Source organism: Snodgrassella sp. ESL0324 (assembly GCF_013344955.1).
Taxonomy (GTDB): Bacteria; Pseudomonadota; Gammaproteobacteria; order Burkholderiales; family Neisseriaceae; genus Snodgrassella; species Snodgrassella alvi.
Genome location: NZ_JAAEDS010000012.1, coordinates 404,946 through 420,846, shown reverse-complemented (window position 1 = coordinate 420,846; position 15,901 = coordinate 404,946). Strand labels below are relative to the sequence as shown.

Below are 15,901 nucleotides of genomic sequence, written 5' to 3'. Positions count from 1 at the left end.
ATTGAATAATGCTTTGCTGAATTAAATGTACAGGTATTGATTTTGTATATATACGAAATTTTGTATTTTCAAGATGTGCTGTCAGCATCTGTCATTATAATCAGTATTCATCTTCGTCAGGCAGCGAAGTATCAGCCCACGCCTGGCGGATAGCTGAGTGAATAATATCCATACTAAAACCGCGGTAAGCAAGAAAATGCATACATTTATGTTTTTCTTTTAAGTCAGCGGGAGGCTGGCGATATTTTTTTTGCAAAACAGCTATAGCATTAATTGTCTGTTGTTCTCTGTCCGGTAAATAATCTGCAATCAGAGCTGCATCAACACCTTTTTGCTTCAGGCTTTGCTCTAAACGCAGATTACCATGCAGCCGGCTTTTACTATTGATATAAGTTTCCGTATATCGCTCATCTGATTGCCAGTGCTTTTGTGCCAGTTCATCCAGTAATGCTTCAAGATTGTCGTTTTCATCTGCATAAGGATGCAGTTTACGTGCCAGCTCAGCTCTGCTGATTTCCCGCCGTGCCAGTAGGGCAATGGCACGGGCACGTAAACTGATTTTTTGCTTCATGCGCGGATTTCGCTGTTAGCATGATGACGTATGCCATCATCAATCTGAGGCAGATGATCAACAATAATGTCCGGTTTAGTCTGTGTGTTTTTTGCCAGCTGTGCCATATCTGCATAACCCCATGTGACGCCACAGCTTAAAGCTCCGGCTGCTTTAGCTGCCAGAATATCATTAGCAGAGTCACCAACCATCAGTAAATTTCCGACGGGTACGCCTAATACTTCTGCTGTGTGCAATAAAGGTATAGGAGAGGGTTTTTTTTCAGCCAGTGTATCACCACCCACAACCAAACTGAATGAATCAGCCAATCCAAGCTCACATAATAATTCCACTGCCAGAATTTCATTTTTATTTGTGATTACTGCTAAAGGCAAACCACGGGCACGGAATAATGCCAGTGCGGTTTCTACTTCAGGATAGGGGCGGGTGTGAACACTCAAATGAGTACGGTAATAGGAAATAAAAGCAGTAAATCCCTGTGTCCAGATTGTTTCATCCACCAGACCGTCCCGATCACCACTGAGAGCCCGGTGTACAAGGCTGGATAAACCGTCACCTACATAGGTAGTCAGTTCAGATTCTGGCAGTGGTGACAGTCCTAGTTCCGCGCGCATATGATTGGCAGCAGCACATAAATCGGCGATTGAATCGACCAGGGTACCATCCAGATCGAATGCTATGGCATGAATATCATTCCATTTCATGATTGGCTTATTGATTGGGTAAAAGACATGCTTATTTTATCATGTTCAAATAACCAGTAAGGCTGCCGGTAACAGTATATTTACTCTGTTTAGCAATCCGGTATTATTAAGGTTCAGACATAGCCGGACAAAACTACAGGCAATTAATCCGGTTGCAGTTAGTTTATAACTGGCTGAATGGGATCACGGCTGAATATATAAGCTATATGCTGTTTAAACTTTGTACCGGCATGCAGAATATTATTCGGAAATGCATGGTGATTCGGAGCATCTGTATAGCCTTGCGGTTCAAAACAGATTGCTGCAAATGGCAGAAGTGATTTACGTGCCGGTATCTGTTGCTCAGGCAGATTTTGAGCATTATAGACCACCATTACAGGTGCATCTGTTTTTACCGCCATGGACAAACCGGTATCCGGAGCACTTAAGCGCGCAACAATGTTGTTTGCTGAATTTGGTGGTAATACATAGGCCGTATCAATAATACTGCTGCCTATGGGACGTGCTGAATGGAAATCAAGCGTTGCCGGTGCTTTATGAATATCACCAGTTGGTATCATATCTTTATCAGTCACGATGACTTCTTGTGGTAACAGCCATAACTGATGTTCGCTGATCGTGCTTTCTCTCAGAGCCAGATTAAAATAACTATGCTGAGTCAGATTAATTAAAGTATCACGATCTGATTCAGCGCTGAAATCAATATTCAGTTCGTTATTTACTGTCAGGGTATAGCATACCTGTACATTCAGGTTACCCGGATAGCCTTCTTCACCATCGGTACTAAAAAGCTGCATGGTAACCGAAGCGCAATGTTCATCATTGTGGGTAGCACATACTTTCCACCACTTCTGATCAAAACCAGTATATCCGCCATGCATATGATGTTCTCCCTGATTAGCAGTCAGGTGGAGCAGTTCATGGTTGAGCGGTGCATGTGCAAAGCTGATGCGTCCGGCATGCCGTCCGATTACAGCGCCCAGATGGGGGTTGCTGGCACGATAACTGGTGCTGGCATAATCCTCAGCATTATTGAAACCCAGAACACATTGCACAGGATTACAATCTCTGTCAGGCATGATGATCGAGGTAACTATGGCACCGAAATCCATAACAGATACCTGCATCCCCTGACTGTTTGTCAGTGTCCACAATGTGGCACTTTCACCGTCTACCAAACCGAATGGCTGGGTACTAATCGTACATAATGAATGTTCATTTGATTTCATTCTGTCCGGCCTCTTCATCAAGATTATGTAAGAACGCCAGTTTTTCGGCGATTTTAATTTCCAGCCCGCGAGCTACCGGCTGATAGAGTGCCGGTTCATCCATCCCTTCAGGCATGTAGGTTTCTCCGGCCGCATAGGCATTAGGTTCATCATGGGCATAGCGGTATTCACGCCCGTAGCCCAGCTCTTTCATTAACTTAGTCGGTGCATTGCGTAAATGAACCGGTACTTCATTAGACGGATGTTTTTTGACAAAAGCACAGGCTTCGTTATACGCAAGATAACCGGCATTGCTTTTTGCTGCACACGCCAGATACAGTACTGCCTGCGCCAGAGCCAGTTCCCCTTCAGGGCTGCCAAGTCGTTCAAAAGTCTGCGCTGCATCATTGGCTATTTGCATCGCTCTTGGATCAGCCAGACCAATATCTTCCCATGCCATACGGATTATACGTCTTGCCAGATAGCGGGGATCAGCACCACCATCCAGCATCCGGGTAAACCAGTACAGAGCGGCATTCGGATGAGATCCGCGTACTGATTTATGCAGTGCAGAAATCTGTTCGTAGAAGCTGTCGCCGCCTTTATCAAAACGGCGTAATTGCGTGCCAAGACTGCCGGCAGTTAACTCTGCGCTGATTTCAGTTTGCTGTTGTGCTTGTGCGGTATGGATCAGTTGTTCGAGTAAATTCAGAAAACGCCGGCCATCACCATCAGCGCTGTTAAGGATTAATGTCTGTGCATCCGAACTGATACTGAATGATTGAAACTCAGGCAGGCTGAAAACTTTATTTTGCAATTGTTTCAGTTCTTCAATGCTGAGTGAGTGCAAGGTATACACCTGTGATCGGCTTAGCAGTGCCGGATTAACCTCAAAAGAAGGATTTTCTGTTGTAGCGCCTATAAAAGTAAATAAGCCGTTTTCGACATAAGGTAAAAATGCATCCTGCTGTGATTTATTAAAGCGATGTACTTCATCGACAAAAAGTATGGTGCGTTGTCCCTGTTGTAAAGCCAGCTGAGCTTTTTCAACCGCTGTACGGATTTCTTTTACTCCGGAAAAAACCGCTGATAAAGGAATAAACAGAGCATTAAAGCTTTGTGCCAGAATCCGTGCCAGAGTGGTTTTACCCACGCCGGGAGGACCCCATAACAGCATGGAATGCAGATGTCCGGTTTCTACGGCAACACGCAGAGGTTTACCTGCACCAATGAGGTGTTGCTGCCCGATTACTTCGTCCAGATTTTTCGGGCGTAACTGTTCTGCCAGTGGTGGTAAAGGTTTCTGATTAAATAAATCCATAACGTGTCATTCAGTACACGATAATTCGTGTAATATATTGTACCTGATTATGTAAACTTTGCAGGACTGGTAACCATTGGATTATAGGTATAATCAGTATGGTTATATATTGTATAAATAAGAAAAGTTGTATTCTAGACTTAAATTTAATCCAACTGAAGAAATTGTATGAGTAAAATATTGTTTTTTCTGGTTTTTGTAGTTGTAGTGATAGGGGCTTATATAAATTATGACAGAAAATCAGAATACGGGCTGATATCTGGTATTGGCAGATATATGATCGATCAGGAATGTCAGCGTCAGTTTGGTCAATCGGTAAATAAACAGTTGACAGAATTATTTATCATCAAAAGAATCAGTCAAAAGGATTGTAACTGTATTGCAGTACATGCAAGTCGAAAACTCAGCATTAAAGAAATTGCAAAAATGGTCGATCCGCAGGTTCGTCAGCAAAGAGTGCGTGAATTTACTGTATCTCAGGCCAGAGTATGCAGGATAAGATTCCAGCGTTATTAACTATAGCTCAAATATGATTAAATCATACGGGAGAAACAATGAAATACATTAGTACCAGAGGGCAGACCGCGCCAAAAAGTTTTAGTCAGGCATTAATGGCAGGTCTGGCAGATGACGGTGGTTTATTATTACCACAAAGCTATCCGCATATTGATACATTTACTCTTCATGAGTGGCGGTCATTAAGTTATGCTGAACTGGCTATGCAGATTATCAGTCTGTTTGCTACTGATATTCCTAAAGCAGATTTACAGAAGATAATTAATAAGACATATACAAAAGAAATATTCGGAAGTAATGAGATTACTCCGGTCAGAACTTTGCATGATGGAATTCTGATTGAAGGACTTTCAAATGGTCCGACGCTGGCATTTAAAGATATGGCCATGCAATTATTGGGTAATTTGTTTGAGTATGTGCTGGAACGTGAAAACCGCTTTCTGAATATTATCGGCGCCACCAGTGGCGATACCGGTTCTGCTGCTGAGTATGCTCTGCGCGGCAAAAAGCGGGTAAATGTATTTATGTTGTCCCCATATGGAAAAATGAGTGATTTCCAGCGTGCTCAGATGTATAGCCTGAAAGACAGTAACATTTTTAATATTGCTGTTAAAGGCATGTTCGATGATTGCCAGGATATTGTAAAAGCGCTGCAGAATGATCATGCTTTCAAGGCACACCATCATTTAAGTACAGTTAATTCTATCAACTGGGGTCGTATTGTTGCGCAGGTGGTGTATTATTTTAAGGGCTATTTTGCGGCTACCAGCACAAATGAACAAAAGGTTTCATTCTGCGTACCCAGTGGTAATTTTGGTAATGTGCTGGCAGGACATATTGCCCGAAGCATGGGGCTGCCTATTCATCGTCTGATTGTTGCTACAAATGAAAACGATGTGTTGAATGAATTTTTCAATACTGGTCATTATCGTCCCCGTGATACGGCACATACATTTGTTACTTCAAGCCCGTCTATGGATATTTCCAAAGCTTCTAATTTTGAACGCTTTGTTTATGATTTGCTTGACCATGATGGTTCTCATGTGCAAAAACTCTGGCAGCAGGTTGCAGCAGGCAATGGATTTGATTTAAGCTATATGCTGAATAAAATTCAGCATCAGTATGGTTTTGCTGCTGGTAAAAGTACTCATGCTGATCGTTTGCAAACCATTGCCCAGGTGTATCAGGAGGACAATGAACTGATTGATCCGCATACAGCAGATGGCGTAAAGGTAGCGCGACAGTTGCGCGAAGCCGGCGAAATCATTGTGTGTCTGGAAACTGCTCTGGCAGCTAAATTTGCACAGACCATTCATGAGGCAGTTGGAAGTGATGTAACCATACCGCGCCCTGATAATCTAGACGGACTGGAAGATTTACCACAGCATGTTACCGTGATGAATAATGATGTGGCTGCGGTTAAACGGTTTGTGGAAACACAATTGGATAAATAAAAGTAGATGTAAGTTTTTTCAAATTTTAAAGACCGGCATGGTTATGCCGGCCTTAGTTTTTCAAATTAGAAATTATCCGGATTTTCCAGTTTATCTACTTTTTGTTTTAATTCTTCAGGAGTCAGTGCAATTTCTTCACTTGGATTAGCCGCTGCAGTGGCTACTGCAACAGGATTATAGACAGAAATGTATTCTGATCCGTCAGAACGATCCTCAATAGTGTACATCACTCCGCTGCGGTTGAAACGGTGGCACTGGCGCTGATACCAGCCTCTGAACCCGGTTTTAGGTTCATTCGGGTTGTAATAGAATGCGTTGAGTATTTCCGGTAAGCCAAGGCCGCATACCACACCGGAAAGCAATACACAGATAAATGTATAACCAACCAGAATATCGCTGTATTTAGCTAATGCTGGCATATTGGCTACAGCCAGTATCAGGGCGAGAGAGATACCACCACGTACACCGCCCCAGGACAAAATGGTAAGGCTGCCATGATAGCTTTTCTTATATACTTTCGGGAACAACATAAATGCCAATATGTTTCCGGCAAAACGGCTCAGATGCAGTAATACGAAAGCTATAATACCGCCAATAACCAGAGTTTTGCTCATATCAACGATAAAGAGTTCCAGACCGATTAAAGTAAACAGAAATGAATTGATGATGCCTTCTACAGCGTGCCAGAAGTTATTAACATCATCTATTTCTTTTTTCTGTAAAACTTCCTGCCATTTATTTCCAACGATCAAACCGCCGACTACACAGGCAATCGGGCCGGACGCATGAGCAAAATAAGCCACCAGATAAGAACCGGAAGCCAGCAAAGCTGTTGTCAGAATCAGTGATTCATTTTCATGTTTGCCATGCAACAGGCGCAATGCGCCAATGCCGAAAATAAACCCGATAATAACGGCAACAACAATTTCATAGAAGAAATTTTCAATAACACCTAAAGGAGATACGTGCTGACCATTAATCAGAGTAAGAATGGTCATGAATACTACGATACACATGGCATCATTGAATAATGATTCACCTTCCAGTTTAACCATTAAATGGCGCGGGGTACGTACTGAGCTCAGTACACCTTTAATCCCGATAGGGTCTGTTGCACCCAGAGCAGAGCCCAGTAACAGCAGAACCAGCAGAGGAACATGATCGCCGACCAAAAACTGAAACCCATATAGCAGACCGCCAAACAGCACTGAGCACAGCAATAATCCCAGAGTGGCCAGAATCAGAATTTGTCTCCAGTAACGTTTTAAATCAGAAATCTTAAATTTAAGAGCAGAGGAGGTCAGGATAAAGCAGATTACGCCGTTTACCAGAAAATCATAAAAATTAATATGACTTACGGCCGCCTTTAACGCCATGATATCTACATGGATAAAATGATTGCGTCCGAATAAATTCATGCCCCATTGCAGTGCAAATACCAGAATCGCAGAAACAATCGGTACGCCAATGGCCTGCGGCATGTCAAATAAGCGTTTATTTAATAATGTGGTGACAATAGACAGTGAAAAAATAACCGTTATTGCCTGTAAAAAAAGTACACTACCCATGCAAACAGTTTTCCTTTATTTAAGTATTGTAATAAGTTGCTGATGAATCGAATCTGTCGCAGTTTGTAGCAGGTTCCCCTTGAATCAAAACTTGCAATAATAACTTACGAATCAAATTCATCCAGTAAATCAGGTGCTGGAATAAAATAGAGACTGCCGCTTACCGGTGTGCTGAAATCCAGCAGACGGTCTACGTGACCTTCGTCATTTCCGGTAAACATATGCTGCAGCATTTGGCGTGTTACTGCAAATGAACGTGCATAACCTATAAAAAACGTACCGTACTCATTTTTTGACGGATGAGCAAATGCTACATTGGCACGAATAATTTTCAGTTCATTGCCTTGTGCATCATAAGCCTTACTCACGTTACTATGCGCAGTTTTCGGCTTTTCTTCATCAGAAAGCTCAATGTCATTAAAACGGCGCCGACCAATGACTTTTTCCTGTTCTTCTACTGATAATTGCCGCCATGCCTGCATGTTATGCAGATATTTCTGAGTAAAAGCATAACTGCCGTTGCGGAATAACGGATCTTCATCACCCACCAGAGCATATTCTGCTTTGGATACATCTTCCGGATTTTCGGTACCGTCAACAAAACCGATGATAGCGCGACCATCCAGATAACGGAAACCACTTACTTCATCAATGGAATAAGTCGCATCAGCCAGTAATTCATCAATCATTGCGGCCATTTCATAACAAATGTCCTGACGATCGGCACGGATATGAAAGAAAAGATCGCCTGCTGTCGCTACGGCAGTATGTTTTTCGCCTTTAATAGCAGTAAAAGGAACCAGTTCCTTAGGCTTTGGTTTACCCGGCCGCAGCTTGTCCCAGGCTTCCGAACCAATCCCCATTAATGCATTAAAATTTTCATCATGAAACCGGCCATGCATGCTGCGTACTAACGCTGAAAAACCAGTAATAAATTCGAGTACCTTGGTAATCGCTGCCTGATTATTCTGTATACCTAACGTAATAAATAAAGCACTTTTACCCGGATAAGCTAATACTGAAGGTGTTCTGTATATTGTCATTAATAAATACTTTCCTAAACCATTATTATAATGAAATCAACGTACGTTATTAAGTACAAACTGACATGAATTTAAATATTTTTAACTATGTCATAAAAAATCGCCTGTAAATATGTTCAGCACTGTAAACCGAACCGAGTAATAAATCCGGCTTTTCTCACTGCTTGTATTAGTAACGCAATTAATAAATGGGGATACTTATACATAAGATATGAAAATTATCGATAAAATATGATAATTATAACCTAAAAGAGTATAAAAGCTTTTATTTGCTGATATTTTTCCGCTAGTATAGATTGCTTACTATTATTTACTATTACCCTGAGAAAGCAATGCATCACTCATTTCCATTGGTTGAAACCATCGTAGGTGGTTTATTTTTCGCCTTTGTGCTCGGTTATATCGCACATAAGCTGCGTATGCCCCCGCTGGTTGGCTATTTGCTGGCCGGCATAATTGTCGGACCGTATACCAAAGGATTTACTGCTGATATGCATTTATCACAGCAATTGGCCGAACTGGGCGTGATTTTGCTGATGTTTGGAGTGGGGCTGCATTTTTCCATTCGCGATTTACTGGCAGTTAAGCGGGTAGCGATACCGGGCGCACTTATCCAGATTGTTCTGGCTACTTTACTTGGCTGGTTACTTGCCTGTCTGGCCGGCTGGACTACAGGTGCCGGTATCGTCTTCGGATTGGCTCTATCTTGTGCTTCAACTGTTGTCTTAATAGCGGCTTTACATCGCTGGCATTTGGGGGACTCTACACAGGGGCGGATTGCCACCGGCTGGCTGATTGTTGAAGATATTGCCATGGTGTTTGTGCTGGTGATGATTCCGGCTCTGGCACCGGTTTTATCAGGAGAGGGTGTTGTTTCCAGTGCAAATTTGCTTTATTTACTGGGTAAAACCGGAGTACAAATCATTGCATTTATACTGGTTATGCTTTTTCTTGGTCGCAGAATAATTCCATGGTCTTTACAGCGTGTAGTGAGCACAGGAAGTCCTGAGTTGTTTCGTCTGGCTGTCATTGCTATTGCTTTAGGCTGTGCCATACTGGCCAATTATTTCTTCGGTGTGTCGTTTGCTCTGGGTGCTTTTTTTGCCGGAGCCATCATCAGCGAAACCAGTATGAATCACACTGCTGAAGAAGCATCCGGCGGCTTACGTGATTTTTTTACCGTACTGTTTTTTGTTTCAGTGGGTATGCTGTTTGATCCCAGTATTATTGTCCGTAATCCATTATTACTATTAGCCACTTTATTAGTGGTGGTAATAGGTAAAAGTGCGGGAGCATTTTTGATTGTGCGTGTATTCGGCTATCCGCCTCAAACTGCACTAACAATTGCTGTTGCGCTGGCTCAGATCGGTGAGTTTTCCTTCATGATTGCCAGTCTGGGCGCGGTATACAATATTTTGCCGCAATTAGCCAGTGATCTGATTCTGGGTAGTGCACTAATATCCATAATCTGTAACCCGTTTTTATTTGTCTGGCTCAACCGCTATCTGGAAAAACAGTCACAGCAAAAAACTTCTGCTACAACCATTGTGTCCGAGAGTAATCGATTATCAGATAAACCTCATGCCAAAGTAGCTGCACCGATTAAGCCGGTTTCAATCTATTTTGTAGATGAAGATATGGCTATTGCTCCTGCGGTGAGCGATCATACAGTGTTGGTGGGAGCAGGTCCGGTCGGACAAGAAATAATCAGGCATTTACATGCACGTAATGAAACAGTCTATGTACAGGAAAATCGTTTAGAAGTTGTTACAGAGTTGCGTGCACGTGAGATACCCGTTGCCTATGGGCATGCATTATCTGATGGGATGCTGGACGCTGTATTTGTCGCTCAGGCTAAAAATCTGATTATTACTATTCAGAACAAAACTGAAGTGATATCAATTATAAAGGCTGCTATCGCGCTTAATCCGCAACTGCACATAGTCACATTCAGCAGATATGAACAGGACAAACAATTGTTTATTCAGGCAGGGGCAACCAAAGTTGTTGACAGTCAGCTCGTACTGGCCAATGAAATTATGCAAGCATTCGGACAGGTCTGAAAACTAACATTGATTCCAATAGAAAAATATAATTTTTTTATTAGTTTTTTAAAAATAATCCAATATCCTGAGAATGATATTTTCTGAAACAGGCGTAAATCAATAATTATCTAATATTGATTTGCGCCTGTTTTGGTTTAATTACTTATGGTATCGATGAATACTTCCAGTTGTTCACGGTTAGTAATTTTACTGTCTATTTTGATATATATACTGTGTTCTTCAGGAATAATCAGTACCTGATGTACACCAGCCTGTTCAAGTAATTGTTCTCGGGCATTGTCAGGTAAAACACGACCCTGTTTCAGGATAATGCGCAGACTGGCCAAATAGGGTGGTTCGTGCATTGTCAGGCTCAGCAGAAGCCAGATAAAAGTTAATCCTGTGCCGAAGATAAAAACACTATGTGCACCGGTATGTGCAGCCAGCCAGCCTCCGATTGTTCCTCCGCAGGCTACGCCCAGAAACTGTCCGGTTGCATAGATGCCCATTGCAGTGCCTTTATAACCTGCCGGTGCTTCTTTACTGACCCATGAAGGCAAGAGTGCTTCCATCAGATTAAAAGCAATAAAGAATAATAAAACACCTGTGATAAGCGGCCAGAAAGAAATATTAGCCAGCCATAATACACTTTCAGCAATCAACAGTCCGGCAACACACAAGATAAACACTTGCTTCATTTGCCGTTTGCTTTCAGCATAAATAATTGGTGGCAGAACAGTAATGAAAGCAATCAGCATCGTGTATAAATAAATCTGCCAATGTCTGGCTGCCGGAAAGCCTGCCTGTTCCAGTTGTATAGGCAGTGCAACAAAAGTCGACATAAGCAGAAAATGCATGCAGAAAATACCGATGTTCAGCTTAAACAGGGCAGGGTTGCGCAGTACAGTACCAAAACTGCCGCGTACAATGCCTGATTCACGGTTAAGTATATGAACAGTACTGTCGGGTACAAAAAACAATGTCAGGCCGATAGCAGCCAGTGCCAGTACCGCAATAACCCAGAATAATCCATGTAAACCTATTGCGTGTGTAATGATGGGACCGCAGACCATGGCAATTGCAAAAGTGATACCAAAGCTAATACCAATAAAAGCCATGGCTTTGGTGCGGTTTTGTTCGCGTGTCAGGTCAGATAATAATGCCATTACAGCTGCTGCAATAGCGCCACTGCCTTGTAATGCACGTCCCAGTATGACTCCCCAGATAGAGGATGTTAAAGCAGCAATAATGCTGCCCAGAGTGAAAATCAGCAAGCCGCCTACGATTAAAGGTTTACGCCCGAAACGGTCAGACCACAAACCAAAAGGAATTTGCAATATAGCCTGCATCAGACCATAAATTCCGATTGCCATTCCGATCAGGCTTTCACTTGCTCCCTCTAATTTCATACCATAAGTAGTCAGAACAGGAAGAACCATAAACATGCCCAGCATGCGTAGCGAAAAAACTGCCCCTAACCCCCAAGTTGCACGCCTTTCGGCAAGATTCATGTGTGTATCGGTGTTGTTCTTGGAATTCATGTTTAATATTGCTTAAAAGAAAAACCTGCCTATTGTAAAAGAAACAAAGGCAGGTTGGGTTGGTTTGCGTATTGTTATATATTTATGTCACGGTATCAGCCAGCAAAGCTTAATACAGTTTGTGAGGCCGGAGTCATAAAATCTACCGACATCATTATGCTTAAGGTAGTGATAGCAATAATCGAAAACACAAACAGTTTGCGTGCCCATATACGATCATTATTCTGTGCTTTATAGCCAGATAATGCCATACACAGCCACCACACGCTGACAGCCGCAGCAACGACCAGATATTTGTAGCCGGCGTAGCCGCCTATTGACAGCATCAATGTTGCAAACATAAAGGCAATAATATAAAACGTGATATGGTGTTTTGCTACAGCAATGCCTTTTACTACCGGTAAAACCGGAATATTAGCCGCCTGATAATCCTTAAAGCGGTAAATCGCGATTGCATAGGAATGCGGCATCTGCCAGAGACTGAAAATCGCCAGCAGAATAAGTGCACCAGCATCAAAATTATTGCTTACAGCGCAATAACCGATTACTGGAGGTGCGGCACCCGACAGACTGCCAATTAAAGTTCCGTAAACTGAATGCCGTTTCATATAGAGACTGTAAATCCCTACATAAACCACAAAGCCCATTACAGATAACCACATGGCTAAGGGATTTGCGCCAAAATAAAGCACAACAAATCCGGCAATACCCAGTATCGTGGCCAGTGCAAATGTTACACGGGCAGATGCTAATCCCTGCACAAGCACACGATTCTTAGTACGCTCCATTTTCGGATCAATATCACGGTCAATCAGGTTATTAAACGCACAGCCGGAAGCTACTACCAAAGACACGCCCAGCAGGGTAAGGATTAGCAGGTAGCCGTTTATGCTGCCTTTTGACGCCAGCAAAAACCCGCCGACAACCGAAATCAGGTTGCCGACGATAATACCTGGTTTTGTTACTTGCAGGTATGGCTTAATCATGAACTGCCTTTAACCTAACACCATGTTTGCGTTGAGGCTCCACATAATCCAGATGGAAAGACCTACCAGCAATACAATCACAATAGCAGTGAAGATAAATGAAATCAGATTCCAGCGTTCTTCAGGGTTACTGCCCAGATGTAAAAAGCATACCAGCTGAACAATAAGCTGCAAAACGGCAGTAATGACAATCACAGCAAACAAAGTCTGTTTGTCAGCAGACTGATTCATTACCATCATAAATGGAATCAGAGTTAAAACTACAGACAGGATAAACCCGATAATGTAGTTTTTAGCACTGCCATGTTGTGGGATATGGTCTTGATGGTTTGACTGACTCATAACGCTACCCCCATCAGATATACAATTGAGAACACGCAAATCCACACGATGTCCAGAAAGTGCCAGAACAGGCTCAGGCAATTAATGCGCATGCGGTTAACACTGGTAAGACCGCGTGAAGCTACCTGAATCATCATTACAGCCATCCAGATTAAACCGGCAGTAACGTGCAGACCATGGGTGCCGACCAGAGCAAAAAAGCCGGAAAGATAACCACTGCGGTCAGGACCCATACCACTTGTAATCAGGTGATGAAATTCATACAGTTCCATCCCGATGAAGCATGCACCGAATACAAAAGTAATCACCAGCCATAATAAAACCTGACTCTGATTATTGCGATTCATTGCCAGCACGGCAAAGCCGTAAGTAATGGAACTCAATAAAAGAGCAAAAGTTTCTACCAGCACAAAAGGCAGCTCGAAAATGTCTTTGCCGCTTGGACCACCTGCTGTGCCCGGCAGGAGCACGATATAGGTGGCAAACAGACAGGAGAACAAAATCAAGTCACTCATCAGGTAAATCCAGAACCCGAATACCTTCAGTGAACCGTTGTCGTGGTGAGCGTGCTCATGCGCACTACCGTGAATCAAGGTTTCAGTTGACATTATTTCAGTCCTGCTTTAGTTAATTCATTAAAACGTTTGCTTTCAATAGCTTCGATTTCAGCAACCGGAACGTAGTAATCCACATCCGTGTCAAAGCTCTTGACAATAATGCTGATAATCATGCCGGCAAAGCCAACGATAGCCATCCACCAGATATGCCAGATCAGGGCAAAGCCGCAAATCATTGAGAACACTGCAATCACTAAACCGGCAGCAGTATTTTTCGGCATATGAATTTCTTCATATTTGGCTGGTTTCTTGTAAGCAATACCTTTTTCTTTCTCATCCCAGAATGCATCACGGCTTTCAACCTGTGGCTGCACAGCGAAATTATAGAAAGGTACAGGGGAGGAAGTAGACCATTCCAGAGTACGACCATCCCACGGATCACCCGTAACATCAAGGTTTTCCTTACGATGCAGGCAGGAAACTACAACTTGAATCACCATGCATACTACGCCCAGAGCGATAATGGCAGCACCACTGGCAGCAACGCACAGCAAATTATGGTAAGCCGGATCAATGTGCTGACTCAGACGGCGGGTCATACCCATGAAGCCCAGTGCATATAAAGGCATGAATGCTACAAAGAAGCCGATAAACCAGCACCAGAAAGCCCGTTTGCCCCATTTTTCATCCAGCTTAAAGCCGAATGCTTTCGGGAACCAGTAGTTAAGCGCTGCAAACAATCCAAACACTACACCACCGATAATGGTGTTATGGAAGTGAGCGACTAAGAACAGACTGCCATGCAGTACAAAGTCCGCACCCGGCACAGCAAGCAGTACACCGGTCATACCACCTACGGAGAATGTAATGATAAAGCCTACAGTCCACAGCATCGGCACATGGAAGGAAATACGACCTTCATACATGGTAAACAGCCAGTTGAAGATTTTTACCCCGGTCGGGATAGAAATAATCATGGTGGCGATACCGAAGAATGCGTTGACATTGGCACCTGAACCCATGGTAAAGAAGTGGTGCAGCCATACGATAAAAGACAATATGGTGATACACACAGTTGCCCATACCATTGAAGTATAGCCAAACATGGTCTTGCGTGAGAATGTAGCTGTAACTTCTGAGTACACACCAAAGATTGGCAGTATCAGAATATATACTTCCGGATGACCCCATGCCCAGATCAGGTTGATATACATCATCATGTTACCGCCCAGTTCATTAGTAAAGAAGTGGGTGCCGAGGTAACGGTCTAATGTCAGCATGGCAACAGAGGCTGTCAGGATAGGGAAAGAAGTCAGAATCAGAATATTGCTACAAAAAGATGCCCAGCAGAAAATAGGCATTTTCATCATAGTCATGCCCGGGGCACGCATTTTCAGGATAGTAGCAATAAAGTTAACAGCACTAACCGTTGTCCCGATACCTGATATCTGCAAACTCCATATCCAGTAATCAACACCTACGCCCGGACTGAATTCCAGACCAGACAGAGGCGGATAGGACAACCAGCCGGTTTGTGCAAATTCACCGATTCCCAGTGATAAGTTAACCAGTACCACACTCACAGCAGTAAACCAGAAACCCAGATTATTCAGGAATGGGTAGGCCACATCGCGCGCACCCAGTTGCAGCGGGATGACAAAGTTCATCAAGCCGATTACAAAAGGCATGGCAACAAAGAAAATCATGATTACACCGTGAGCGGTGAAAATCTGATCGTAGTGATGTGGTGGCAAAAAGCCGTCACTGGTGCCTGAAGAGGCTAAAACCTGCTGACTACGCATCATCACTGCATCGGCAAAACCACGAACCAGCATCACAATAGCGACAATGATATACATGATACCGATGCGTTTGTGGTCAACTGTAGTAAACCATTCTTTCCACAGATAGCCCCATTTATGAAAATACGTAATTGCACCTATCAGCGCCAGACCAATAATGATGATAGCTGTAATCGTTACCATGACAATCGGTTCATGGAACGGTATCGCATCTAAAGATAATTTTCCGAACATTGTTTATTT

Annotated in this window: 14 protein-coding genes; 3 read left to right on the top strand and 11 right to left on the bottom strand. The window is 43.1% G+C overall.

The genetic code is table 11. The features are described from left to right. Positions 1-100 precede the first annotated feature (100 nt). The 4 genes from recX to GYY70_RS04060 all read right to left on the bottom strand — a co-directional run bounded on the left by recX (position 101) and on the right by GYY70_RS04060 (position 3,804). A complete protein-coding gene (gene recX, locus GYY70_RS04075; protein ID WP_025330394.1) occupies positions 101-571 on the bottom strand; it encodes a recombination regulator RecX in 471 nt (156 codons plus the stop codon). Next, entirely contained in the window at positions 568-1,275 is a 708-nt protein-coding gene (locus GYY70_RS04070; protein WP_174831368.1) for a phosphoglycolate phosphatase, read from the bottom strand. The genes recX and GYY70_RS04070 overlap by 4 nt, the downstream gene beginning before the upstream one ends. Positions 1,276-1,433: 158 nt before the next feature. After that, complete coding sequence (locus tag GYY70_RS04065) at positions 1,434-2,504, bottom strand: aldose epimerase family protein (RefSeq protein ID WP_174831367.1); 1,071 nt, start codon at positions 2,502-2,504, stop codon at positions 1,434-1,436. Next, positions 2,491-3,804, bottom strand: a complete 1,314-nt coding sequence (locus GYY70_RS04060) for a replication-associated recombination protein A (protein WP_174831366.1) — start codon at positions 3,802-3,804, stop codon at positions 2,491-2,493. The genes GYY70_RS04065 and GYY70_RS04060 overlap by 14 nt, the downstream gene beginning before the upstream one ends. A 168-nt stretch (positions 3,805-3,972) precedes the next feature. Here GYY70_RS04060 and GYY70_RS04055 point away from each other — a divergent pair, with 168 nt between their 5' ends. Together GYY70_RS04055 and thrC are read left to right on the top strand one after the other, a co-directional pair. Next, complete coding sequence (locus GYY70_RS04055; protein WP_025330398.1) at positions 3,973-4,320, top strand: hypothetical protein; 348 nt, start codon at positions 3,973-3,975, stop codon at positions 4,318-4,320. A gap of 38 nt (positions 4,321-4,358) precedes the next feature. After that, the gene (gene thrC / locus GYY70_RS04050) at positions 4,359-5,774 is read left to right on the top strand and encodes a threonine synthase (RefSeq protein WP_174831365.1); all 1,416 of its coding nucleotides are present in this window, start codon (positions 4,359-4,361) and stop codon (positions 5,772-5,774) included. Positions 5,775-5,839: 65 nt separating this feature from the next. Here thrC and GYY70_RS04045 read toward each other — a convergent pair whose 3' ends face one another. Together GYY70_RS04045 and GYY70_RS04040 are read right to left on the bottom strand one after the other, a co-directional pair. Beyond that, complete coding sequence (locus GYY70_RS04045; RefSeq protein ID WP_078475313.1) at positions 5,840-7,342, bottom strand: sodium:proton antiporter; 1,503 nt, start codon at positions 7,340-7,342, stop codon at positions 5,840-5,842. A 104-nt stretch (positions 7,343-7,446) separates the two neighbouring features. Next, on the bottom strand, positions 7,447-8,385 hold the full coding sequence (locus tag GYY70_RS04040; protein WP_025330401.1) for a Dyp-type peroxidase: 939 nt from the start codon (positions 8,383-8,385) through the stop codon (positions 7,447-7,449). A gap of 332 nt (positions 8,386-8,717) precedes the next feature. On the opposite strand from GYY70_RS04040, the gene GYY70_RS04035 reads away from it, so the two are divergent. Then, positions 8,718-10,448, top strand: coding sequence for a cation:proton antiporter (locus GYY70_RS04035; protein WP_174831364.1), 1,731 nt, complete (start codon positions 8,718-8,720; stop codon positions 10,446-10,448). A 137-nt stretch (positions 10,449-10,585) separates the two neighbouring features. Here the strand turns inward: GYY70_RS04035 and GYY70_RS04030 are convergent, their stop codons facing one another. The 5 genes from GYY70_RS04030 to cyoB all read right to left on the bottom strand — a co-directional run bounded on the left by GYY70_RS04030 (position 10,586) and on the right by cyoB (position 15,892). Then, a complete protein-coding gene (locus tag GYY70_RS04030) occupies positions 10,586-11,971 on the bottom strand; it encodes an MFS transporter (protein ID WP_202984439.1) in 1,386 nt (461 codons plus the stop codon). 95 nt (positions 11,972-12,066) lie between these two features. Then, positions 12,067-12,957, bottom strand: a complete 891-nt coding sequence (cyoE, locus tag GYY70_RS04025) for a heme o synthase (protein WP_174831363.1) — start codon at positions 12,955-12,957, stop codon at positions 12,067-12,069. A gap of 9 nt (positions 12,958-12,966) precedes the next feature. After that, complete coding sequence (gene cyoD / locus GYY70_RS04020) at positions 12,967-13,299, bottom strand: cytochrome o ubiquinol oxidase subunit IV (protein WP_025330405.1); 333 nt, start codon at positions 13,297-13,299, stop codon at positions 12,967-12,969. Beyond that, complete coding sequence (locus GYY70_RS04015) at positions 13,296-13,907, bottom strand: cytochrome o ubiquinol oxidase subunit III (protein ID WP_025330406.1); 612 nt, start codon at positions 13,905-13,907, stop codon at positions 13,296-13,298. Before GYY70_RS04015 ends, cyoD begins: the two co-directional genes overlap by 4 nt. Further along, positions 13,907-15,892, bottom strand: coding sequence for a cytochrome o ubiquinol oxidase subunit I (gene cyoB, locus GYY70_RS04010; protein WP_174831362.1), 1,986 nt, complete (start codon positions 15,890-15,892; stop codon positions 13,907-13,909). Before cyoB ends, GYY70_RS04015 begins: the two co-directional genes overlap by 1 nt. Positions 15,893-15,901: the final 9 nt, after the last annotated feature.

Excerpts from the sequence above, each read along its gene's own strand:
- GYY70_RS04065 (WP_174831367.1), bottom strand. The coding sequence starts at position 2,504 with ATGAAATCAAATGAACATTCATTATGTACGATTAGTACCCAGCCATTC.
- GYY70_RS04040 (WP_025330401.1), bottom strand. The coding sequence starts at position 8,385 with ATGACAATATACAGAACACCTTCAGTATTAGCTTATCCGGGTAAAAGT.
- GYY70_RS04035 (WP_174831364.1), top strand. The coding sequence starts at position 8,718 with ATGCATCACTCATTTCCATTGGTTGAAACCATCGTAGGTGGTTTATTT.
- cyoD (WP_025330405.1), bottom strand. The coding sequence starts at position 13,299 with ATGAGTCAGTCAAACCATCAAGACCATATCCCACAACATGGCAGTGCT.
- GYY70_RS04060 (WP_174831366.1), bottom strand. The coding sequence starts at position 3,804 with ATGGATTTATTTAATCAGAAACCTTTACCACCACTGGCAGAACAGTTA.
- GYY70_RS04030 (WP_202984439.1), bottom strand. The coding sequence starts at position 11,971 with ATGAATTCCAAGAACAACACCGATACACACATGAATCTTGCCGAAAGG.
- cyoE (WP_174831363.1), bottom strand. The coding sequence starts at position 12,957 with ATGATTAAGCCATACCTGCAAGTAACAAAACCAGGTATTATCGTCGGC.
- thrC (WP_174831365.1), top strand. The coding sequence starts at position 4,359 with ATGAAATACATTAGTACCAGAGGGCAGACCGCGCCAAAAAGTTTTAGT.
- GYY70_RS04015 (WP_025330406.1), bottom strand. The coding sequence starts at position 13,907 with ATGTCAACTGAAACCTTGATTCACGGTAGTGCGCATGAGCACGCTCAC.
- GYY70_RS04045 (WP_078475313.1), bottom strand. The coding sequence starts at position 7,342 with ATGGGTAGTGTACTTTTTTTACAGGCAATAACGGTTATTTTTTCACTG.
- GYY70_RS04055 (WP_025330398.1), top strand. The coding sequence starts at position 3,973 with ATGAGTAAAATATTGTTTTTTCTGGTTTTTGTAGTTGTAGTGATAGGG.
- recX (WP_025330394.1), bottom strand. The coding sequence starts at position 571 with ATGAAGCAAAAAATCAGTTTACGTGCCCGTGCCATTGCCCTACTGGCA.
- GYY70_RS04070 (WP_174831368.1), bottom strand. The coding sequence starts at position 1,275 with ATGAAATGGAATGATATTCATGCCATAGCATTCGATCTGGATGGTACC.
- cyoB (WP_174831362.1), bottom strand. The coding sequence starts at position 15,892 with ATGTTCGGAAAATTATCTTTAGATGCGATACCGTTCCATGAACCGATT.